This is a genomic window from Haemophilus haemolyticus (genome assembly GCF_003490935.1).
In the GTDB taxonomy this organism is placed as follows: Bacteria; Pseudomonadota; Gammaproteobacteria; order Enterobacterales; family Pasteurellaceae; genus Haemophilus; species Haemophilus haemolyticus_M.
Genome location: NZ_QQGD01000013.1, coordinates 1 through 3,066, shown reverse-complemented (window position 1 = coordinate 3,066; position 3,066 = coordinate 1). Strand labels below are relative to the sequence as shown.

Here is a 3,066-nt window from a genome sequence, read left to right as displayed (position 1 = left end):
TGGCTTCACCTTACCTCAACAAAACCATCCACGAGATGACGGCAGGAGACACCGCAAAAGACAAAGCGACTAACCTTATGGCACATGCCCTTCTTTCTGCAGTGGAGTTTCAAGTGACAGGCAAAGAGCAATTGCTGGGGTGACAGGAGAAGTGACTGCACAAATCCTCACGCAGGCAATCTATAATAAAACGCCAAATCAACTTACAGCAAATGAGAAGGAAAACATTAGTACGTTAAGTCAATTGGCGGGCGGATTGGCGTCGGCATTGACGGCGAAAGCGAATGGAGTGAGTAATCAAAATGGCGGAGGAATGGCTCTTGCTGTTGTGGGTGCTGAAACATCGAAAAGAGCGGTTGAAAATAACTTTGGTTTTATTGAGGTGGCTAAGAATCCTGAATATACGAAGGGACTTTGGGTTAAGGCGCAAGCTGATGAGGTTATTAAACCTGCGGAAGATCACGCACTAGAACAGGGATTACCTCATTACATTGCTATTGAAGGTGGTATTTATAAATTTGGTGCGAAATTTATGATGAATACTCGAAATGGCACGATATATTTTGTTCCAAGTATGTCATCAATTGTTGCTCCATTAAATACTTCTTATAAAGTAGGAATATCAGCGGAGGTTGGTTGGGTTTCAAATATAAATCCAATTACCGAGGGAGGGAAGTTCTTAGGGCAGACAATAGATGCTACCTTGGAGGGGGGAAGTTTTGGGGCAAAAGGATGCTTTTATGTTTGCAGTGGCTTCTCTAGAACAATATCTGATAAGCCTAGAAATATATATTCTTTAGGTGTTGGCGGAGGTTTTTCTCTTGGAGGGGATTATTCAATTCCATTAAATAAATGATGAAGAAAAAATGTTTATTATTGCTTTTTTTGTTTGTGGTTTCAATGATAGGTTTAACATCACAGATTCATAAAAAAAATGATGCATTAAAACGCAAAAATGAAACTATTCTTATATTGAAGGATAAAATTGGTAATAGAATAATTAATATAGATGATTATTCTAAAATATCATCTTATGTTGTTATTAATTTAATAAATGATAATTATATGTACATTAAGGAAATCTTACAGGGAATGGCTTATAAGGAGATTAATGTTGATGAGCTTTGTAATAAAAATGGTGAGAGTATAAATATATTTATTGATCATGAGCTTATAAAGTTGGTTTATGTTTATCCATCATCCTTTTGTAGGTAATAATAATCAGTATGGTAGTTGATTATGAGACAAAAGATTTTAAAGTTAAGGGGAAGTTAATGACTTTAAATTTAAAATGGAGGAAAATAAGAGATGATATTGGAATCTAAAAAAACAGATTTTGAATTCAAAATTGGTGAAATATATTTTGGTTTTGGATTGTTTATTAATTTATATTTAAATAAGATTTATGTATTAATAAGGAGGCCATCAGACTTAACTCCTGTTTTAGAGGAATTGTCTCAATTTAATATAATAAATTCAAATGATATTTTAAATTGGGATAAAAGAATCGAAAGTAATGGGTTGTATATAAATATTCAACCAATGGAATTAAATGATTTTGATTGGGAGCTTTATCATAGCGGAGATGAAAAAATTAATAATGTTTTTGAGGAAATATATAAAAATATTAAAGATAAGTATGGTGAATGATATTTTTATAAAATATTAATAAATTAAATTCTATAACTTTATCTTATAGGGTTGACAAGAACTGGTCAGCCAAGTTTTCTCATGGTTCCTTGTATGATCCAAAAGTTGTGAAATAAAGGAAGCAATTATGCAAACTAAATTTAATTTATATCCTAAAGAACAATTACCTGAAAAATTTAAATTTCCTCAGTCTTATATTGATTTATCGAGTAATATGGAAAAGATAAATGAATTGGAATATTTTCCTTGGTGGTTTGAGGATTCTGAGTTTGAGGATAATGTTTATCTTTATAGTAAGGCTATTGAAGAGCTTACAGGTGTCGCTGATTTAATTGCATTTGCTAGAGATGGCGATTGGGCAGCTTGTTTCAAATTAACGGATTACTCTGGAAATCCGAGAGTTTATGTTCATGATCTTGGTAATGAAGCCAATAAATATGAATGTAAGGATTTTGATGAGTGGTTAGCAGAAGAAATCAAAAGTGCAAAAGAGTATTAAAATGGACTATTTAAATTTAAGTAAAGAAGTTTCCTATGCGCTTCGTCATGCCCCATGGGAATATGAATTAGAACTGGATTCTGAAGGTTGGGTTTCTGTTGAACAATTAATTTCATCATTTAGAAATAGTGATGAAAAATGGAATATGTTAACCGAAGACGATCTAGTTAAAATGATCAACCTATCGGAAAAGAAAAGACATGAGATTAAAAATGGAAAAATAAGAGCTTTCTATGGGCATTCAATTCCAATGAAAATTTCTAAAGAAATTGGTTATCCACCAAAGTATTTATACCATGGGACAAGTATAAATTATTTAGATGATATTAAATTAAATGGATTGAAACCGATGTCTCGTCAATATGTACATTTATCTGAGGATGTTGAGACAGCAACATTGGTTGGAAATAGAAAAAAAGGAGAGACAATTCTTCTGATAATTGATACAGAATTAGCTCAATCTAAAGGCATTAAGTTTTATATAGGTAATGAGAAGGTATGGTTATCCGATGGTATTCCAGTCGAATTCATTAGAGAAAGATAACTTTTAAAGGAAACTAATAAAGTGCGGTCAATTTTCAAAGAGTTTTAAAACCTCTCAAAAATTGACCACACTTTTTGTATTTTCAGAGCTGTTTATCTTTAAGCAAATCTTATAATTTCACATCCAACTTCGCGTAGTAACTCTACCAAGCGGAAAACAAGTCAAAATATTTTATCCGAAGGGGCACAGTTGGATAGCGAAGCGAAGTTAATGGCTATTGCTAAAAATGACCTTGTGTTGAATGGCGCAAAAGAAAGCCGTGATTTTGAAGAATTCCACAAAACGAAAAGTGGCAGCCTTGCTAGAACGACCAAAACCAGTCTTGACCAACAACAATCGGTTACTCAAGTCGGCACACAGGTGAGCGGTAAAG

General features: G+C 33.0%; 6 protein-coding genes. All 6 read left to right on the top strand.

Annotation, left to right across the window (positions count from 1 at the left end):
* The first annotated feature begins 151 nt into the window (after positions 1-151).
* Positions 152-856, top strand: coding sequence for a VENN motif pre-toxin domain-containing protein (locus DV417_RS09280; protein ID WP_192878582.1), 705 nt, complete (start codon positions 152-154; stop codon positions 854-856).
* Complete coding sequence (locus tag DV417_RS09275) at positions 853-1,215, top strand: hypothetical protein (protein WP_065245686.1); 363 nt, start codon at positions 853-855, stop codon at positions 1,213-1,215. Before DV417_RS09280 ends, DV417_RS09275 begins: the two co-directional genes overlap by 4 nt.
* A 93-nt stretch (positions 1,216-1,308) precedes the next feature.
* Positions 1,309-1,650: a stage III sporulation protein AF gene (locus DV417_RS09270; protein WP_065245687.1), complete on the top strand. Its 342-nt coding sequence runs from the start codon at positions 1,309-1,311 to the stop codon at positions 1,648-1,650.
* A 127-nt stretch (positions 1,651-1,777) separates the two neighbouring features.
* On the top strand, positions 1,778-2,149 hold the full coding sequence (locus DV417_RS09265; protein ID WP_065245688.1) for an SMI1/KNR4 family protein: 372 nt from the start codon (positions 1,778-1,780) through the stop codon (positions 2,147-2,149).
* Between the two features lies 1 nt (position 2,150).
* Positions 2,151-2,693 carry an RNA 2'-phosphotransferase gene (locus DV417_RS09260; protein ID WP_005637792.1) on the top strand — a complete coding sequence of 181 codons (543 nt, stop codon included), beginning with the start codon at positions 2,151-2,153 and terminating at the stop codon, positions 2,691-2,693.
* 189 nt (positions 2,694-2,882) lie between these two features.
* Positions 2,883-3,066 (top strand): hypothetical protein (locus tag DV417_RS09460; RefSeq protein ID WP_192878581.1); only part of this gene is annotated, 184 nt, incomplete at its 3' end.

What these genes read in the sequence shown, in the direction of transcription:
- DV417_RS09275 (WP_065245686.1), top strand. Translation starts at nt 853, where the DNA reads ATGATGAAGAAAAAATGTTTATTATTGCTTTTTTTGTTTGTGGTTTCA.
- DV417_RS09270 (WP_065245687.1), top strand. Translation starts at nt 1,309, where the DNA reads ATGATATTGGAATCTAAAAAAACAGATTTTGAATTCAAAATTGGTGAA.
- DV417_RS09265 (WP_065245688.1), top strand. Translation starts at nt 1,778, where the DNA reads ATGCAAACTAAATTTAATTTATATCCTAAAGAACAATTACCTGAAAAA.
- DV417_RS09260 (WP_005637792.1), top strand. Translation starts at nt 2,151, where the DNA reads ATGGACTATTTAAATTTAAGTAAAGAAGTTTCCTATGCGCTTCGTCAT.